The sequence below is a fragment of the Maribacter aquimaris genome (assembly GCF_014596745.1).
In the GTDB taxonomy this organism is placed as follows: domain Bacteria; phylum Bacteroidota; class Bacteroidia; order Flavobacteriales; family Flavobacteriaceae; genus Maribacter_A; species Maribacter_A aquimaris.
In genome coordinates this window covers 176353-191638 of the sequence record NZ_JABTCF010000001.1, presented here as the reverse complement: position 1 = coordinate 191638, position 15286 = coordinate 176353, and the positions used below count along the sequence as shown (strand labels likewise).

The 15286-nt window shown below is 39.9% G+C and carries 15 protein-coding genes; 6 read left to right on the top strand and 9 right to left on the bottom strand.

What is annotated here, in order from left to right; genetic code table 11:
* Nucleotides 1-9 precede the first annotated feature (9 nt).
* The 4 genes from HPE56_RS00835 to HPE56_RS00820 are packed head-to-tail and all read left to right on the top strand — an operon-like array spanning nt 10 to nt 2443.
* Complete coding sequence (locus tag HPE56_RS00835) at nt 10-540, top strand: YeeE/YedE thiosulfate transporter family protein (RefSeq protein ID WP_188241876.1); 531 nt, start codon at nt 10-12, stop codon at nt 538-540.
* A 23-nt stretch (nt 541-563) separates the two neighbouring features.
* A complete protein-coding gene (locus HPE56_RS00830; RefSeq protein WP_188241875.1) occupies nt 564-1154 on the top strand; it encodes a YeeE/YedE thiosulfate transporter family protein in 591 nt (196 codons plus the stop codon).
* Between the two features lie 11 nt (nt 1155-1165).
* Nucleotides 1166-1822 carry a rhodanese-like domain-containing protein gene (locus HPE56_RS00825; protein ID WP_188241874.1) on the top strand — a complete coding sequence of 219 codons (657 nt, stop codon included), beginning with the start codon at nt 1166-1168 and terminating at the stop codon, nt 1820-1822.
* Nucleotides 1823-1834: 12 nt separating this feature from the next.
* Complete coding sequence (locus HPE56_RS00820) at nt 1835-2443, top strand: rhodanese-like domain-containing protein (RefSeq protein WP_188241873.1); 609 nt, start codon at nt 1835-1837, stop codon at nt 2441-2443.
* An 87-nt stretch (nt 2444-2530) separates the two neighbouring features.
* On the opposite strand, the gene HPE56_RS00815 is transcribed toward HPE56_RS00820, so the two are convergent.
* From HPE56_RS00815 to HPE56_RS00795, 5 genes are all read right to left on the bottom strand, one after another.
* Entirely contained in the window at nt 2531-3451 is a 921-nt protein-coding gene (locus tag HPE56_RS00815; RefSeq protein ID WP_188241872.1) for an EamA family transporter, read from the bottom strand.
* Between the two features lie 384 nt (nt 3452-3835).
* Nucleotides 3836-4291: a cold-shock protein gene (locus HPE56_RS00810; protein ID WP_109654622.1), complete on the bottom strand. Its 456-nt coding sequence runs from the start codon at nt 4289-4291 to the stop codon at nt 3836-3838.
* Between the two features lie 277 nt (nt 4292-4568).
* On the bottom strand, nt 4569-4799 hold the full coding sequence (locus HPE56_RS00805; RefSeq protein WP_394355029.1) for a GerW family sporulation protein: 231 nt from the start codon (nt 4797-4799) through the stop codon (nt 4569-4571).
* A 1581-nt stretch (nt 4800-6380) separates the two neighbouring features.
* On the bottom strand, nt 6381-8492 hold the full coding sequence (locus tag HPE56_RS00800) for an elongation factor G (RefSeq protein WP_188241871.1): 2112 nt from the start codon (nt 8490-8492) through the stop codon (nt 6381-6383).
* Between the two features lie 308 nt (nt 8493-8800).
* Entirely contained in the window at nt 8801-10918 is a 2118-nt protein-coding gene (locus HPE56_RS00795; RefSeq protein WP_223170130.1) for a DUF5916 domain-containing protein, read from the bottom strand.
* A gap of 221 nt (nt 10919-11139) precedes the next feature.
* Between HPE56_RS00795 and HPE56_RS00790 the strand changes: the two genes are divergently transcribed.
* Nucleotides 11140-11772: a GntR family transcriptional regulator gene (locus HPE56_RS00790; protein WP_188241869.1), complete on the top strand. Its 633-nt coding sequence runs from the start codon at nt 11140-11142 to the stop codon at nt 11770-11772.
* Nucleotides 11773-11813: 41 nt separating this feature from the next.
* On the opposite strand, the gene HPE56_RS00785 is transcribed toward HPE56_RS00790, so the two are convergent.
* Nucleotides 11814-12272 carry a sigma-70 family RNA polymerase sigma factor gene (locus tag HPE56_RS00785; RefSeq protein WP_188241868.1) on the bottom strand — a complete coding sequence of 153 codons (459 nt, stop codon included), beginning with the start codon at nt 12270-12272 and terminating at the stop codon, nt 11814-11816.
* A gap of 138 nt (nt 12273-12410) precedes the next feature.
* On the opposite strand from HPE56_RS00785, the gene HPE56_RS00780 reads away from it, so the two are divergent.
* Nucleotides 12411-12557 carry a hypothetical protein gene (locus HPE56_RS00780; RefSeq protein WP_188241867.1) on the top strand — a complete coding sequence of 49 codons (147 nt, stop codon included), beginning with the start codon at nt 12411-12413 and terminating at the stop codon, nt 12555-12557.
* A gap of 13 nt (nt 12558-12570) precedes the next feature.
* On the opposite strand, the gene HPE56_RS00775 is transcribed toward HPE56_RS00780, so the two are convergent.
* Genes HPE56_RS00775 through HPE56_RS00765 form a run of 3 tightly spaced genes read right to left on the bottom strand, consistent with a single transcriptional unit; the run spans nt 12571 to nt 15277 of the window.
* Complete coding sequence (locus HPE56_RS00775; protein ID WP_188241866.1) at nt 12571-13662, bottom strand: amidohydrolase family protein; 1092 nt, start codon at nt 13660-13662, stop codon at nt 12571-12573.
* The gene (locus tag HPE56_RS00770; RefSeq protein ID WP_188241865.1) at nt 13659-14273 is read right to left on the bottom strand and encodes a nucleotidyltransferase family protein; all 615 of its coding nucleotides are present in this window, start codon (nt 14271-14273) and stop codon (nt 13659-13661) included. Before HPE56_RS00770 ends, HPE56_RS00775 begins: the two co-directional genes overlap by 4 nt.
* On the bottom strand, nt 14267-15277 hold the full coding sequence (locus tag HPE56_RS00765; protein ID WP_188241864.1) for an XdhC family protein: 1011 nt from the start codon (nt 15275-15277) through the stop codon (nt 14267-14269). The genes HPE56_RS00770 and HPE56_RS00765 overlap by 7 nt, the downstream gene beginning before the upstream one ends.
* Between the last annotated feature and the right edge of the window lie 9 nt (nt 15278-15286).

Here is a 15286-nt window from a genome sequence, read left to right as displayed (position 1 = left end):
TTGCATGTAATGGATAAATCAAGTGAAAATAACAGACACGTATATTGGAATCCTTATTTCGGAGGTTTCCTATTGGGACTTTTGATCATCTTTACTTTTTATATGACGGGGCGTGGCCTTGGGGCTAGCGGTGCTATGAAAAGTAGTGTTGTTACGTTGGTCGATAAGGTTTCCCATGAGCACACCATCAACAATGCCTATTACAGTAAATTCGTTAAGGATGATGAATCACCCATGAACACCTGGTTGGTTTTTGAAAGCCTTGGTGTCCTTGCCGGAGCCTTTATTTCAGGGTCCCTATCGGGTCGTATGGGTTTTAGGGTACAACATTCCCCAAAGATCACTTCACGAAGACGTTTGGTCTTTGCCTTGTTCGGTGGAATCCTCTTTGGACTTGGGGCACAGATTGCCAGAGGCTGTACCAGTGGGGCGGCCTTGAGTGGTATGGCCGTATTGTCGACCGGTGGGTTTATCACTATGCTGGCCATCTTCGGAACGGCATATCTTTTTGCATACTTTTTTAGAAAAAATTGGATATAGATTAATAGTAAAATATAAGGCATATGGGACCTCTGATACCTAATGGAATATTAACAAATGAATGGAACATCATTATCGCCGTGCTGATCGGGTTGGCCTTTGGCTTTATTTTGGAAGCTTCGGGATTTTCTTCTTCCCGGAAATTGGCAGGTGTTTTTTATGGATATGATTTTGCCGTACTGAAAGTGTTTTTCACAGCTGCCGTTGTCTCGGTGATCGGCTTGTATTATATGGATTATCTGGGATGGGTTGATATAAGCATGTTATATGTGCATCCCACTTATTTATGGGCTGCGATTATCGGAGGGGCCATTATGGGGGTAGGTTTCGTCGCAGGCGGATTTTGTCCGGGTACCAGTCTGTGTGCCGTCGCTATCGGGAAATTGGATGCTTGGGTCTATGTTTTTGGCATAATGGTCGGGGTATTCATTTTTTCAGAGGCCTATGGGGTATTTGAAGGACTTTATAATGGCTCTTTTTTAGGGAATATCACTTTGGTGGATAGTTTCGATATCCCAGCGAATTATATCATTTTTGGGGTCACCTTGATTGCCTTGGTGGCCTTCTTTGTTTCGGATATTGTTAGAAAGCGGATTAAAAAAGTATTTTACTAAAATAAAGCATCATGATCAATAGGAATCTGGCCAAAATTCTCGCTAATCGGTATATCATCCTAGCTTCATTGCTCCTTATTGCAGCTTTAGGTCTGTTATTGTTGCCGGCATATCAAAAAAACGAACGTGTTACAGCGGAAGACCTTTTGGCGAAAGTAGTCAACCCTGAGCGTTATGTTACCTCAGATGATTTGGCCCATAAGATCATTACGAAAGACCCATCGATTCTTCTGATCGATCTGCGGGACGAAAAAGAATACGCGGAATATAGCCTGACAGGAGCCCTCAATATACCTTTCGATGCGATCTTAAATGCGGATTATGAAGCCTATTTGAATCAAGGTCAATATGATATTGTATTGTTTTCCAATGATGATTTTAAGGCAGACCAAGCTTGGTTGATATTGACCAGAATGGATTATGAAAACCTGCATGTACTCCAAGGAGGTATCAAGGGATGGTATAACACCATCCTTAATCCACCTGAACCGACTGAAAATATGGCAAAGGAGGCTTTTGAACTATACGATTTCAGAAAGGCAGCCGCGATGTATTTTGGTGTGGGTATAAAACAACATAATCAAGTAGAACAACAGGATATGACTCCGAAGAAAGTCGTCATTCCCATTGTGAAAAAGAAAAAAAGAAAACCAGAGGGAGGTTGCTAAAACTGTATCGTCATGAAAGAATTGGAAAAAACAAAACATATCTCTATATCTACCGTGGTTTTTATTTTGGTCATCCTAATTGGAATATTGACCTTTAAAAAACCGACAAACGTCTATAAAAAAACAAACAGGGAAACTTTGGCTATGGTCAACACCCAAGACTATTTGGTCGACTATTCCAACGTTGACCCATCAAATTCCGTCTTTATCGATATTCGTGATAGGTTCGAGTATTCCAAGGGCCATATTGATAATGCCCTGAATATGCCTACAGCGGATATTTTGGAAGCAGAAAGCATTGCAAGGTTTGATGATTTAACAAATAAGGGAAAAACAGTGGTCTTTTATGGCAAAAATCAAAATGAGGCGAACAGTGCCTGGATGATCTTGTACCAATTGGGGTATGATAATATAAAAATCCTGAACAGTACCACACAGCTCGTCGATAATCGGTTTCTAGTGACAGATTTCGATTTGGAAAAGCCCGTACCCAATTATTTGGATATCTTCAAGGGTAATACTGAAAATTCAGGGGGAGAGCAGACAATGGCTCCGGTAACTCCCAAAAAGGTTATAGCAGTGAAGAAAAAGAAAAAACGAAAACCAGAGGGTGGTTGTTGATTTTTCTTGATATATAGTGGAAATCCGTCCTTTACCCTACTCTGAATCCACTGCTTCAATATCCTCTAAAACGAACATGGGAAATCGTCATGATCGGAAAAAACGGGTAAAAACCATGAATTTTCGTTTCGTGTTGATAAAATAAACACCTGTAAGCAGTACTACTGCGGCTATAATGGACTGTAGGGTAATCGTTTCATCCAAAAAATACCAACCTAAGGCTAGAGCGATTATGGGATTTACATAGGTAGAGGTGGCTACTTTTTCAGGGGAAACGACTTTTAATAAATAATTAAACGATGTAAAGGCCACGATACTGCCAAATATGATAAGCAATACCACCGAAATTTGGACAGGGCTGCTCCATACCCGTGGAGAGCTCCATGTCTCGTTAAAAAGCAGACTCGAAATAGCAAGCATAATACCCGCCATCAGCATTTGATAACCCGTATTCACAAAGTGGTTTCTTGGTAAATCTGCCTTTCCGACAAAAATACTTCCATAGGCCCAACTCAACATACATAGAAAGATCATGGTCATTCCTAAAATGGAATTCTCTTGACTGAGGATTTGCTTTTGGCTCACCAGTAAATAAATTCCGATCAAACCTAGGATTACCCCAACAATGGACATCAACTGTATTTTTTTACCTTGGAGGATACGCATAAGTAGGAGAACAATCAATGGCTGAGCAGAAACTTCCAAAGCGGCGAACCCACTATCAACAAACCTAAGGGCCCAAACTACTATCCCATTTCCAAAGGATAAGAACAGGAAACCGGCAATTATGGTATTCTTCAATTGCCGCCAGCTTATGGCAATACTTTTTCCCATCATTATGGCGATAATGAATATCAATATCCCAGCAACAGTAAAACGGATGGCCGCAAGCATAAAAGGGGGTAATTCATTTACGGCGATTTTATTTAAAAGGTAGGTAGAACCCCAAATAACATATATGGAGAAGAATGCCAGTAGAATAAGCATTGAAGACTGCGGTTTACCCATTACCATTCCTTTGTTTGAATTCTGACCCCATACTATAATTATCCTTTGATTAAAACAGTAAAATTAGCATAAAAAAGAGGTGGACCAATAAAAGTCCACACCTTGAAGGTATTCACACAGTCAAATTGTTATGATATCAGTATGTCCTTTTTCGAATGGGACTACGTTTCAAAACAACGAATTTGGATAATCCCTATCCTAAGATTGGGTATTTTTGATCATTTGATAATCGGCCGAATCAATGTAGGGCGAACATTTATTTTGATATGCTTTTAGGGGGGCTTATGCCCTCTATTGGTGGCAGGCTTGAAATGGTAAGAAACAAAAAGACCGCAAATGTATCACGGTCTTTATAAATCAAATTTGTTATGAAATGGTATGGTGTTAGATTTTCTTAACCCTAACGGCATTCATACCACGTTGCCCTTTTTCAAGTTCAAAGGATACTTTATCGTTTTCTTCGATTTCATCAATTAAACCACTGACATGGGTAAAATACTTTTCTTGGTCAACCGCATCTATGATAAAACCAAATCCTTTGGAAGAATCATAGAAAGAAACTTTACCTGTTCTTACTGGATCGAATTTCTCCTCATCACTTTCCTCTTTCTTAGGAATTCCCAAAACAATATCCTCTGCCTCGATTTCTATCTTTTGGGATGGATCTGGAGGGGTATCGGTTAAATTGCCGTTGTAATCAACGTAAGCAAACTGAATGCCGCCGCCACTTTCTTTAGCTGCAGCTTTTCGAGCTACTTTTTTCTTTTTCTTTTCCTCACGTTTTTTCAAACGCTTCTTTTCTTTTTCACTTTTGTTAAATGTCTGTTGCGACTTGGCCATATTTTATTACAATAAATTTTTGTTTTAAATTTAAGAAAAAGGGCTTAAACAAATCGTGCTATGAAAAAAAACAATCTTGGAGAAAACATATGACCATTTCATTGAAAAATGGTCCCTAATTCAAAAACTTATGCAAATATAAGGTTTTGCTAATTAATTTAATAATAGTAAAAGATTTTGTTGCTTATGTAGTTCTTCACACGGTACAAACGTTCCCATAAAAAAGGATGGTTTGCCCTTAAGGAAAACCATCCTTTGATTATAGATCCTTCGCCTTTTAGGAAGATTTAAGCGCCGGTTTCTTCGGCTTTCCTATTTCTGGTTTTATTTCAATAAGGCCAGGAACCTTTTTAAATGCAGTAGCCAATCCGTGTGATTTGCCTGCTTTCAAAAATGAAATTTGATCACCTATGGTCACTAAAAAGCTAATAGGTTCAATGTCCACAGTCGCACCAGCACCCATGCCCTGGCCTTTTGTGCCTTCACCCCTACCAGAGCCAAATCCCATGCCTACCTTTATAACGGGTACACATTTAAATTCACCCAGTTTAAATTATTTGCCAACTACAGTTTCTGTATCGGCCTCGGCCTTCATAAAGTCTGTGGTCTTTGCCAATAATTTTTCAAAACGGAATTCCATAGTATTGGGTTTTAAGTGTTAATAAGTGCTCTAATTACAAGTATTGGTCTATTCTGTATAGGAAGTATGAATTGGTTTTGTCCCATAAAATTAATATTGAATTGTCCCTGGCTAAGGTTTAAAAAAGCAAATACAGGATACAATTTGGCATCTGTGATACAATTCCCTGTATCAATATTCAATACTAGTTGACTGACTTTAGGTTTGTAAAGCCTTAAGAATACCATTTATTTTGAGATGCCTCTTTTTAGAAACCTATTGTTTTTTATGTTTTTTTCCTTTTCCTGGGAACTTATTCGATTTAAAGGATGGAAATAGAAATCCATGAACAAGGCCTTAATGTGAATCCGAATCAACTGCCCCCTCCAATCCTTTGGCTTGTATAAAATATTCAAGGGTACCCGTAACAATGAAAAGAACCACTTTCATCAATAATAGGAACCGCATGAATACACATAGGAGTATTAGGACAATAAGCAATGTCATAACCTATTTTCAGGAAAAGGAAGATGAACACTAACCCTAAAACAATGACCCAAGTCATTTTTATTACATTTTATTGATTTTTGCATTCTTACTTGTAAATAAGTATAAAAGACTGTAAATGAGATATATAGTATTTTTCTACTCCCCTATTGCATACCCCTTATTGTTAAATATTATATAAAATAGTACCTTTTTATACATAGTACTGTAACAAAACTACACCCATCTCGTCTGTTTAGTGTAAGTCAATTAAAAACAACACAATGGAAACATTATATCCACATCAAGTAAGACCTAGAATATATTTTGATTTCGGTAGCGGTTGGCATACCGATAGATTCTATGATCTAACAATCAGCAACAAAACCAATAACAATTAAAAACGAACATCATGAGAGCATCACTAAGAAGAACAGCAACAGAAACAAGGGTAAATTCATTTTTTTCAACCTTAAAAGACAGCAAACGGGTTCAATGGGCAGGTTATAGAAAATATAATCGCTAATACAAACCTTCATCAACACAATCAAAAAACAATCAGATCGGTATTGCCATACAGATCATAAAAAACAATCATCATGAGAGCAACATTAAGTAAATCACCTACAGCATCAAGAACATACGCTTATTTTTCAAGCTTTAAGAACAGTAAACGCGTACGTTGGGCAGAATATAGAAGTTACAACAGGTAGCCCCAACAATAACAAAACAATCATCAATCACTTCCTGGACTTTATTCAGGATCTAAAAAACAATCATCATGAGAACAACAATCACTTTACAAACCCCTACTGAGGCCCGGAAAAATTCTTATTTTTCCAATTTTAAGAATAGTAAAAGGGTGCAATGGGCAAACTACCGTCACTTTAAATAGGAATAGGCCACAAAGACCATCCTTAAGGAAAAAACAAGAGGGTGCACTTATTAAAAGTGCACCCTCTTTACTAAAGGTTGGTTAGTAATTTATTTTTCATTTTGTTTCACCAATCCTTTTTGCACATTCGAAGGAACGGCTTGAAAGGATGAATAAACGGATTTAAAGGTAGCCCTACCTTGGGTCATAGACCGTAAATTGGTAGAGTAACCATATAATTCGGCAGCGGGCACCATACATTTTAGTACCTGGTAATTATCCATTGTATTGATTCCCTGTATAATGGAACGTCGCGATTGTAGGTCGGTCATCACATTACCGACCATTTCTTCAGGGACCTTAACCGTTAATTCGTTTACGGGTTCCAACAAGTTGGGATTGGCATTCAGGAAAGCTTCCTTAAAGGCATGGGCTCCGGCAATTTTAAAGGAAATATCATTGGAATCGACGGAATGCATTTTGCCATCATAAACCATGACCCGTATATCACGTATGTACGAGCCTGTTAACGGACCGGTTTCCATGACTTCCAAAATGCCCTTCATTATCGACGGCAAGTATCGAAGGTCGATTACCCCGCCCACGATGCAATTATAAAAGACGAGTTTACCGCCCCATGGCAGATCAACCTCTTCCTTACCTCGAATATTGAATCCTTCAGGTTCAGGAATGCCCTCATACCAAGGTTCTATTTTTAAATGTACCTGGGCAAATTGTCCGGCCCCACCGGATTGCTTTTTGTGTCTGTAGCTAGCATTCGCAGATCGCTGAATGGTTTCACGATAGGCTATTTTGGGCTTTTCGAATGATGCTTCAATGCCATAACCATTCTTTAAGGTCCAATCGATCGTTGCCAAATGCAATTCACCCTGGCAACCTAAAATCATTTGCTTCAATTCTTTTGAATACGAAACCACGACCGTTGGATCCTGACTGTGTATTTTCTTTAAGGCGTCACTTAATTTTTCCTCTTCTTTTTTATTCGATGCTGAAATTGATTTTTTAGTCCTTGGTTCAGGAAATTGGATGGGTTTTATGGTAATAGGATTGCCCGCCTCGTGTAAGGTGTCGTTTGTTTCCGTATACTTTAATTTTAAGGTTGCTCCGATATCCCCTACGGTCAATTTTGGTACGGGTTCACGTTTTTTGCCGTCCATAATGAACAATTGGTTCAAAATTTCCGTTTCCCCATTTCTCGAATTCACCAATTTATCGTTCTGTTTTACTTCCCCCGATTTAACCTTGAAAAAGGTAATCTGTCCCAAATTGGGTTGATGGATGGTCTTGAATACAAAAAGTGATGTCGGTGCCTCTTTTTTCGGCTCAATAACTTTGCCTTCAACACTTTGTTGCGGTTTTAAATCCGAGGCAGAAGGGGCTACATTGTCTATGAATCCCATTAAACGTCCGCTACCCATATCGTTTAGGGCCGAAATGCAGAATACGGGGAACACCTCCTGGTTTAGCATACCAGCCTTGATGCCTTGTCGCATTTCATTTTCGTTCAAGCTGCCTTTCTCAAAAAAGAGTTCCATTAAGTCCTCATCATTTTCCGCAGCCTTTTCAACCAATTCATTGTGCAATAGATCTGCCAGTTCTTTTTGGTCTTTGGGAATGGGTAATTTTTCCGGTTTTCCCCCATTAGGCCCGAACTTGTACATCTTCATTTTTAATACATCGATGATGCACTGGGCGCCATCCACTTTTATGGGATATTGGATTTTGACCAGGTTGTTTCCGACCAAATTTTTAAGGCTATTGTAACTTTCATCGAATTTAAGGCCCACATGGTCTATTTGATTGATTACGAAAACTGTCGGTTTTTGGTATTTGTCGATATAATTCCAAATGATCTCGGTACCTACCTCTACGCCATATTGTCCGTTAATGACGGTCACAATGGTATCTGCCACACGTATGGAGGAAATTATCTCCCCAATAAAATCGTCCAAACCAGGCGTATCCATGATATTGATCTTATACTGCCGCCATTCGGTATGTAGCGGGGTGGCAAAAACCGAGTTTCCCCGCTCATGCTCAATATCGTGGTAATCAGAGACCGTATTCAAGTTTTCTACGGTACCTCTCCTATTGATCAATCCAGCCTCAAAAAGCATCGTTTCGGCCAGTGTCGTTTTACCAGAGTTATGAGCCCCAACTAGAACAACATTCTTAATGTGTTTATCGTCGTATATCTTCATGGAGTAGCGATTTATATTGATGTCTTACAAATCTAGAATTACATTAAAGGGAATAACATGATATTTGTTAGTTTTTATATCTAAAAATTATTGTATTCTTAATGTTTGGCTATTAAATCACTTCTTTATTATGAATAAGGGAAAAACCTTTTAAAAATACAAAAATGATTTTACAATTCCCCTTAAATTGAAAAACCTGATTATCAACAGCCTAAGGTGTAAGTGAGGTGAACTGTAAATATAAATGGATGTAACTGGTTTTACGGGTTTTATGGCAGATGATCAAAAGGGGTTATGGTATTGGTTTCCTATGGATTAAACCAATAATTGAGTTTCAGGGTCAATGACCAGGTCCGCCCGTTATATGGGTCCAATAAATGATTGTTGGTGTAAACGATAAACAGGTCAGAAGCCGGTTTATAACGCCATTGGAAGCGTGAGTTCAGATTGAAGTTTTTAGATTGCTCGTTATATTGAAAGAGATTGGAAAAGAACAATTTATTCGTAAACGTAATGTCCACTTCCGATCCAATGAGCCAGAACTCATTCGTATTCCACGGGGCAGGCATTTTTATACGGTTGTAATTCAAGTTTGCACTGAGGCTCACATAGGGTTGAAAACGATATCCAAGTTCCGTGCTAAGGCTTGTTCTGTTTCCGCCTTCATAATACCCTCCCAAACGACCATCAAAAGTATAGGTGAATAGGCTTTGGGGTTTCGAGGCATACATCCAACCAAAGGCGTTCCAGCGGTGTTTGGTTCCTACCGCCAATTCTTGTTTACCCAAACGGGTGGGGTCGAAAGGAGACAATAATTCAACATAATCATCCGATATAAAAAAATCAAGGCTGCTTCGATTGCGAAAAGCAAAGGAGTATAATAAATAACTGGTATTGTCGGTACGTTCAAAATCCTCATTAAAATAATAACTGGTATTCAATGTAGGTCCATGACTTAGGATTTGTCCAGATTTTGGAAAGAATAGATACCCTAAGAACGATTGTGTCTTTATATAACCGTTTCGAGGTACATAACCAACCTCTGCCCTGTAATTCTCGCCTACGGACTCTTCCTGTATCCGCCAGTTCCATTTTCTACTTTTGTATTCCAAATGGGCAGCTTGGGTAATACCATTGCCTTCGTCGTCCGGGGAGAACGATTTAAGAAGGAAGGCCTTGCCATCCCACATATTGTTTGACGATGCCAAATTGTATTCCATTCCAACGTTGCGATTGAATTTAGGATATAAGGCAGTTATGGAATCATTTTCTTGGGGATAATTGATGGATTCCTTGTTTACCACCATGAGTCCGATACTGGATCGGCCAAAGACTTTTCGTTGTAAGGTCAGTACGCCGAAATTTTGACTGGGTAGCCCCGTTGCATCCACCGCGGCTGTTTGCATATCCATAACCCCCAAACGCCATTTTTCATTCAGGTTGCCGCTGACCCTTGCCCCTGCCCTTATAGGTACGCCCAAACCGATACGCCTTGAAAAGAAAGGACGAATGCTCGAATACCCAAAATTGGCAAAAAGGTCGCCATTTTCAAGAAAAAACTGTCGTTTTTCTGGAAAAAACAGTTCAAAACGGTCTAAATTGGTGACTTGTCGGTCAACCTCCACCTGTGAAAAATCAGGATTTACGGTCAAGTCAAGGTTTAAGGAGGAGGTTAGGCCTATCTTGACATCGCCACCTACTTTTTTATCAAAAGAGCTTTCCCCCTCAAGATCATTGCTTACACTACTTAATACGTAAGGAATAATGGAAATATTTGAGCCTTGTGAAGGTGGTGGTTGATCCCAGACCAATACCCCGGTATACGCCAATGATGCGGTAGGGAACTGCCTTGGAATGGGTGTCCAGCTGGATTTTTCACTGGCTTTTAGGTCTAAACGACTAAAATTGATACCCCATTCCCTTACTCCGTCTTTATAGCGTATCGATTTGAAGGGCACCGCCATTTCAAAAACCCATTTATCTTCGTCACTTACCACTTTGGAGATCCATTTACTGTCCCAATTGAGGTCTATGCTACTACCCCCGAACATGGTACCGTCCCATTGTGCGCCTGCGGCATTGGAACCAAAGGAGAACCCCGTGGTCTGGTTGTTGAATGGGTCAAGAAACAGCAGGAAATTATCGTTTTTACCGAAACTGAAATCACGACGTAGGGACTCAACGATATTCTGACCCTTGGTTGTATTGAAAAAAGTAGCGATAAGATAAATATGCTTATCGTCATAGGCCATCCGTATTTCAGACATCTCGGTGGCCTTGCGATTATCCATGGGCAGGACCATGAAGAAATCATCGGCTTTTTCTGTATCCTCCCAAGCGGGGTCATCGGCCACACCATCAATTACAATGGGTGAGGTTGTCTTTTTGATATGTAACCGAAAAGACTCATTCTTTTTTTGTGCCATGCTAAGAAAGCTTGTAAAGAGCACAAAAAATAGTGTGATTTGTTTTCCCATAATCGAAAACAAGATAGGTATTTCCCTAGAGAATCAATTGTATATATTGTACTAATAATGGCTCAAAATTGTCAATATGGGAAGTTAAGGGATTATATTTTTCTTATATGGTAGTATACCAAGTCTTAAAGAACAACGTTAAATCGTATACGATATAGTATCTTAGCGGCATGAAATCAAAAATAATCTTACGCGATCAAGTTCGGGCGCATCTTCTGGATGAAATGACCTATGGCAAATTGGAACCAGGAAAGACCATAAACTTGGCCGCTTTGGCACGTAAGCTGGATGTAAGTGTGACCCCGATCCGGGAGGCACTGACCCAATTGCAACAATCGATGCTGATCAAAGCGATCCCCAACAGAGGGTTTATAATTGCGGAGTTGAATTATTCGGAAGCCAAGGATCTGTATGAATTAGTGGCCGATCTTGAAGTTTTGGCCTTGGAGAATTCGGTTTTTGAAGCCTCATCGATCCAAGCCTTAAAACAAACCCAGATCAAGTTTAAAAATGCTAAGGATACCTTGTCCCGTATACATGCAAAGCTCGAATTCCACAACATACTCACCCAGCACTACAAGAACGCTCTTGCGCATCAGATTTTGACCGACCTTAAAACACGGATCATCTTTTACGAAAGGGCATTTATGTCCGATGATTCCATCTATGCCAAATCTGACAATCAGCATGATGGGATCATTTCAGCCATCGAGGATGACAATGTCCCTACAGCTGCCCTAGTCTTAAAAATGAATTGGATGTTGATTTTGGACTATATCCAAAAACAGCTCAGGTTTATTTAATTGGGTAAAGGAAGGGTTGATTACCCCCTACTCCAATTCCCTTAGAATGTCCTCAGCAGAACGCGTGCCCCCCTTATAACAACCATAGCCCCATCTGGCAAAGAAAAATAGAAAAACGAATACCACCCCAATAATAGTATCAACGCTTTTTCAAGTACATTCAACTGATGTATGTATGCGTACAGTATTTTTATCCGTTCCTCAAATACGGTATCGTATAGTTCAGTTTGAACCAAGATTATCTTGTCAATGGGCATGGAATGACCTTTACGTTTGTTTTTTTTGATTCTTGTCAAAGCGGTGTTCAAGGCAATACGGTACATCCAGGTACTGAATTTGGCTTCCCCTCTGAATGAATCAAAGGATTTCCAAAGTTGGTATACGATATCCTGGTATAGGTCTTGCTGGTCTTCCCTATTATCGGTGTAAATGGTGGTTATCTTAAAAATAACCCCTTCATTATCCTTTATGATCTTTACGAATTTATCCTCTCGAACCATGTACTGGTTTTGCTTTGTAGTATTAGTTGTTCGTTAATTTAAAAAATCACATTTGTTAAATAAATATTATGATTGTACCCGTCCCTATATTATTATCACTTTTCTTTCGTTATTTGAATAAGCACTTAAATTTAAGCCATGAACTATTTGTCTCCACAGATTGAAGCCTTATCAAAAAAGAGAATAAAGGAAAAAGCCCCTTTGGTCAAGAAAGTATATTCTTGTGGTATTTTTCAGGAATATCAAGACCAAACGGATTATGAAACCCTAAATATAAAGTCCTAAACCGGTCGGAAATTTATTCTTTGAATAAACTATTATCCAATCCAGGAATAATTTTCAAGGCATTTTTATAGTAAACCTTTTTCAAAACCCCATCAGGGAGGTTTAGTCCATACATGGCCCAAAATGCATGGTATTTCTTATAGTACGGGAAATATTCATCATCAGTTTCCAAAACCCTGAAATAGGTGGGGAACTCCTCTGGTTTCCAACTATCCTTTCCAAAAAGGATCCGGTCTTGGTATTTTATGAAAAAAGCCTGGGCATTTTTAGGTTGTCTTCCCAATTCCGCAATAACCGCGGCTATTCCAACATACATATTGGGCATGGCGTCCATTAGTTCCCCTAATTCTTTAAGGTTATTCGCATACCACCCCATATGGGCATTGATAAACTTGGTATTTGGATGTTTTTTGAAGACATGATGCTGTTCTTCGATTATTTGCTCCCAAGGAGCAGGATCGGTATCCGATCTTTTTCTTCGGGGATGGGTCTTTAGCTCCAACCAACGTTCATTGTCCTTATCCATCGGGTCCCAGAATGATTTGGGGTCGGCAGCATGGATCAATACCGGTACACCCAGTTCTCCGCACTTGGCCCAAATGGGATCTAACCTTGGGTCATCTATCGCCAACCGTTTTCCGTCACTATCGGTATAGCGCAATCCCAGACTCTTGAATATTTTAAGTCCTTTTGCCCCATTCTTGATATCGGTTTCCAATTGTTTGGCTGCCTTTTCTGACCAACCATCGGAACCTACCCCTTCAAAATCGACATTGGCAAAAACAGCGAAACGATTTGGGTAATTTGCGGCTATGTTTTTTATCATGGTATTTAGGCGTTCCCCGGAACCTCCGCTTAAATTGACCATGACACCCTCATTCAGGGCATCCATATCCTTGACCAATGCAGACAAGGCTTCTGGGGACATGTCCCTTTGGTGGCTATGGACATCTATAAATGGGAATTTAGCCCTTTTCACCTCATGAACGGGTACTACTAAGGTTGACTTGGGATTATAGTTCTCAAAATCCATTTCTTGGGCGATACTATTGGTAATCGATGTAATCATCACTGCAAATAATACACACAGGTTTTTAATGTTCATAGGTCCATTTGGTTTTTTAAATGTTGGTACTCCTCATAGGTATCGAGGTCTATCTGTATTCCTTTGGGAGTAAGAGCGCATACTTCACCAGTGTTTTTGGTTATGATATCCTTAGCTCCCGAATCACCGTCCAAGGCTAGTAGTTCGCCAATAAATTTTTTATGAAAAAGAACGGGTACTCCATTCCCATGTTCATATGCCGTTGCAATGATGTTTTTATCCCCATTCCCATAAGCCTTGATCATGCCATTAAGGTATTCGGCATTGATCAATGGTTGGTCACAGAGCATAAACAATAGTCCATCATAATCCGTTTCAGAATTCAAAAGGTATCGCGTAGCATAGGCAATGGAAGAACCTATGCCTTTTTTCCATTCCGGGTTGATGATAAACTGGGTATTTGAAAGAGCGACCTTTTTCTGAATGGCATCGGCATGGGCTCCCAGTACCGTGTAAAATTTATTTGCCTCACTTCTTTGGGCAACATTGACGGCATGGCCTAAGAGGGTAGTATCACCCCAAGGCAGCAGTTGTTTTGGCTGTTGCATACGGGAAGATTCCCCAGCGGCCAGGATGATCAAGGCTATATTATTGTTTTTGTCCGTTAACAATGAATGGAGTTGGATTTGTTTTTGAGCATTATAGGGTTTTGGTTACGGACCACGGCCAAAATTTCGGATATGATGGCTATACTGATTTCCTGGGCCGTTTCTGCCCCGATATTCAAACCCGAAGGGCCATAAATGGAATCGAAAAAAGAGTCGTCGATTACAGGATGGCGTTCGATCAATTCCCCCAATAGCTTTTCCTTTCGTTTGGCAGGTCCTAGAATACCAATATAGGCTGGATGGGTGCCTACAATCCTCAATAGGAATTTAAGGTCTTTTACATAATTGTGTGTCATTATCATCACAGCGGTTTGATCATCAATTTGACCCAGATCTAGATTTTCCGCATCTACAGCGATCATTTCCTGGCCGCCAGGAAAATCATTAAGCGTTTTATGCGATGAAGGTACCGTTACAATCGTGACCTCCCAACCCGTAAGGGAGGCGTAAGTACTTAGTTGAACCGCATCATGTTCTGCCCCAATGATCAATAATTTGAAACACGGTTTCAATTCTTGGGTAAAAAACTGTAAGTCCCTACGAGGATGGTTGTTCTTACACAGGGCATAATCCCCTTTGTTGATACTGATGATCGACCCATAGGCCTGATGGCAACCTTCTTGGAGGGTAAAGTATGTTTTGATGTGAAATGGATTCCTCGTTTTAAGATTATTTTTGAAAGCATCGATAAACTCATCTTGGGGTTGAAAAGGTTCGATCAAAATATAGAGTAAGCCCTCGCATCCCAAACGGTACCGGCCGTCGTAAGTCATCATTTTCGGGACACCATCCTTAAAAACACTTTGTGCCTGTCTTAAAACTTCTTTTTCAACGCATCCCCCACTTACGGCCCCAATGGCCATTCCGCTTTCAAGGATCATCATGCGAACACCCGGTCTTCTATAGGATGAGCCATCTAGGGCAACGACTGTCGCCAAAACGGTTTTCTCCTGTTTTTTTTTAGCCGAAATATAGGCTTTTACAATGTTCTTGAATTCATGGGTCATCCTGTATGC

Bases quoted from the DNA above. Each gene is read 5' to 3' on its own strand.
- HPE56_RS00835 (WP_188241876.1), top strand. From the start codon at position 10: ATGGATAAATCAAGTGAAAATAACAGACACGTATATTGGAATCCTTAT.
- HPE56_RS00830 (WP_188241875.1), top strand. From the start codon at position 564: ATGGGACCTCTGATACCTAATGGAATATTAACAAATGAATGGAACATC.
- HPE56_RS00825 (WP_188241874.1), top strand. From the start codon at position 1,166: ATGATCAATAGGAATCTGGCCAAAATTCTCGCTAATCGGTATATCATC.
- HPE56_RS00820 (WP_188241873.1), top strand. From the start codon at position 1,835: ATGAAAGAATTGGAAAAAACAAAACATATCTCTATATCTACCGTGGTT.
- HPE56_RS00815 (WP_188241872.1), bottom strand. From the start codon at position 3,451: ATGGGTAAACCGCAGTCTTCAATGCTTATTCTACTGGCATTCTTCTCC.
- HPE56_RS00810 (WP_109654622.1), bottom strand. From the start codon at position 4,291: ATGGCCAAGTCGCAACAGACATTTAACAAAAGTGAAAAAGAAAAGAAG.
- HPE56_RS00805 (WP_394355029.1), bottom strand. From the start codon at position 4,799: ATGGGATTTGGCTCTGGTAGGGGTGAAGGCACAAAAGGCCAGGGCATG.
- HPE56_RS00800 (WP_188241871.1), bottom strand. From the start codon at position 8,492: ATGAAGATATACGACGATAAACACATTAAGAATGTTGTTCTAGTTGGG.
- HPE56_RS00795 (WP_223170130.1), bottom strand. From the start codon at position 10,918: ATGGCACAAAAAAAGAATGAGTCTTTTCGGTTACATATCAAAAAGACA.
- HPE56_RS00790 (WP_188241869.1), top strand. From the start codon at position 11,140: ATGAAATCAAAAATAATCTTACGCGATCAAGTTCGGGCGCATCTTCTG.
- HPE56_RS00785 (WP_188241868.1), bottom strand. From the start codon at position 12,272: ATGGTTCGAGAGGATAAATTCGTAAAGATCATAAAGGATAATGAAGGG.
- HPE56_RS00780 (WP_188241867.1), top strand. From the start codon at position 12,411: ATGAACTATTTGTCTCCACAGATTGAAGCCTTATCAAAAAAGAGAATA.
- HPE56_RS00775 (WP_188241866.1), bottom strand. From the start codon at position 13,662: ATGAACATTAAAAACCTGTGTGTATTATTTGCAGTGATGATTACATCG.
- HPE56_RS00765 (WP_188241864.1), bottom strand. From the start codon at position 15,277: ATGACCCATGAATTCAAGAACATTGTAAAAGCCTATATTTCGGCTAAA.